At 60.1% G+C, this 1,902-nt stretch carries 2 protein-coding genes; both read right to left on the bottom strand.

What is annotated here, in order from left to right; genetic code table 11:
• Positions 1–1,262 (bottom strand): hypothetical protein (locus tag G524_RS17025; RefSeq protein WP_036858066.1); only part of this gene is annotated, 1,262 nt, incomplete at its 3' end.
• Positions 1,263–1,556: 294 nt separating this feature from the next.
• The coding region (locus G524_RS0113855; protein WP_027443714.1) for an IS5/IS1182 family transposase at positions 1,557–1,902 on the bottom strand (346 nt) is incomplete at its 5' end.

The raw sequence follows: 1,902 nt of genomic DNA, 5'->3' as shown, positions 1-1,902 counted from the left end.
GAAGCATTGCCGGAGGTGGTCAGCGTCGCGGTGGAGATGTTGCCGGTGTTGGTGATGTTGCCGGTGTTGGTGATGCCGTTGGTGGTGGTGGCACCGGTGACGGCCAGATTGCCGCCCACGCCAACATTGCCGGAGAAGTTGCCATCAACCGCGTTGACATTGCCGGAGAAGTTGCCGTCAACTGCGTTCACATTGCCCGCGAAGGTGCCGTTGCCGGTATCATCGAGCGTGAAGGTGGTGCCGTTGCTGCTGTCAGTGACGGTGATGCCCGCGTTGTTGACGACCACAGTGGTCGAGCTGGTGCCACCATGAAGAGTCACGCTGTTGGCCGCCACTTCAACATAGCTCGGACCGCCCGCCTGGATGGTCACACTCGGCGCAGTGCTCGAGATGCCGTCAACCCCATAGGTGGTGGTGCCAGTACTGTCGCTGAAGGTGGAGCCGGAAGCCGTGTAGGCGGCCTGCTGCGTCCCGCTGCTGTCGGTCTGCGTGGCAGTGAAGCCGTTGGCCGTCTGCGACGTGCTCGATATAGTGCCCGCAGCTGTATCGAACTCGGTGAAGGTCGATCCGAAGACGTCCTCGAACGAGCTGTTCCCCGCCGTAGGGGTGTAGGTAACATTGCCCGTGGAGGCGTCGAAGGTGGAATCGCCGGTCGTGAGCGAACGCGAGGTGAAATCCGGATTGACCCAACCTCCGCTTTGGTTGCCCGTGCCGGTCGACCCGGTGCCCGAAACCGAGGTGGTGTTCTGATACAGGTTCTGCTGATCGGTTTCGAGCGATTCGGTGTAGGAGTAGTTGCCCGGCGTCGGCGAGGTCAGCGCGACGACTTGCGTGTACGGGTTGCTCGGATCAGCAGTGGCCGGATTGGTGTTGGTGTCGAACACATTCGTGGTTTCGGTCACCTGCACGTAAGTCGAAGTGGCAGAACCGTTTTCGGAAGTGGTCGCCGCATCACCAGCGAAAGTGGTCGGCGCAGGGCCCACGCTGGTGTTGTAGCTCTGCGTCACGTCCTGGTTGGTGCAGATCGTGCTCGCCGTATCATAGGGCGAATCGCTGATGTTCACCGACGGGTTGGGGTGCGTGTTGGGGAACACCGTGGTGTAGCCGCCAACGGTGGTGCCGTCAGCGCAGATGTTGCCACCATTGGGTGCAGAAACCGTCCCGCCCGGAGTGATCGTGCCGATCACTTGCGCGTGCGCTTGGCTGGCAGAAAGGGCAATCGCCGATGCTGCCACCGAGGCCATGAATTGGTATTTGGTCAACGTTATTCTCCCTTGGACAAAAGGATTGAAGAAACTTGCGATACCCGGGGTTTAAGGCGCATTTGTTACGCCTCAAGCTGTTTTTACTATGGCAGATCTGGCGATCTGGAAGCACCTTGCTTGCGGCATCATGCTGCCGAAAGGTGCCATCTTGAAGGTTGTTGTGCCCGGCTTGCCCTCCCTGTCACTCGCATTGCGCATGGCGCAATGCCACGAGGCGAGAGCACACCTCTCTACCTCTCTGTGTCACGGAGGTATGCCCATGAGGCGCCACATTTGCAAGCCTTTTGCATCCTAAGCCGTGGACTCATTAGCTGCGATCCATAGGCGAGTTGAGAAGAGTTTGGCAGCGGCGAGGAAGTTGTCGGCGCGTTTGTCGTATCGCGTGGCCAAGCCTCTGGCGTGCTTGAGTTTTCCGAAGAAGCGCTCGATCAGGTTGCGATAGCGGTAGAGGAAGGAGCTGAAGGCGAAGCCCTTCTTGCGGTTGGCCTTTGGCGGGATGTTGGCGAAGCTGCCGCGCGCCTCGACCTTGTCGCGGATGGCGTCGCTGTCATAGGCCTTGTCGGCGAGGAAGATGCTGCCTTCCGGCACGGCCTCGAGCAGCGGATCGGCCTGTTGGCAATCGCTCGCCTGTCCTTCG

This window comes from Erythrobacter cryptus DSM 12079 (assembly GCF_000422985.1).
Classification (GTDB): Bacteria; Pseudomonadota; Alphaproteobacteria; order Sphingomonadales; family Sphingomonadaceae; genus Erythrobacter; species Erythrobacter cryptus.
The sequence above is the reverse complement of the archived record's forward strand: the minus strand, read 5'-3'. Positions and strand labels throughout refer to the sequence as shown.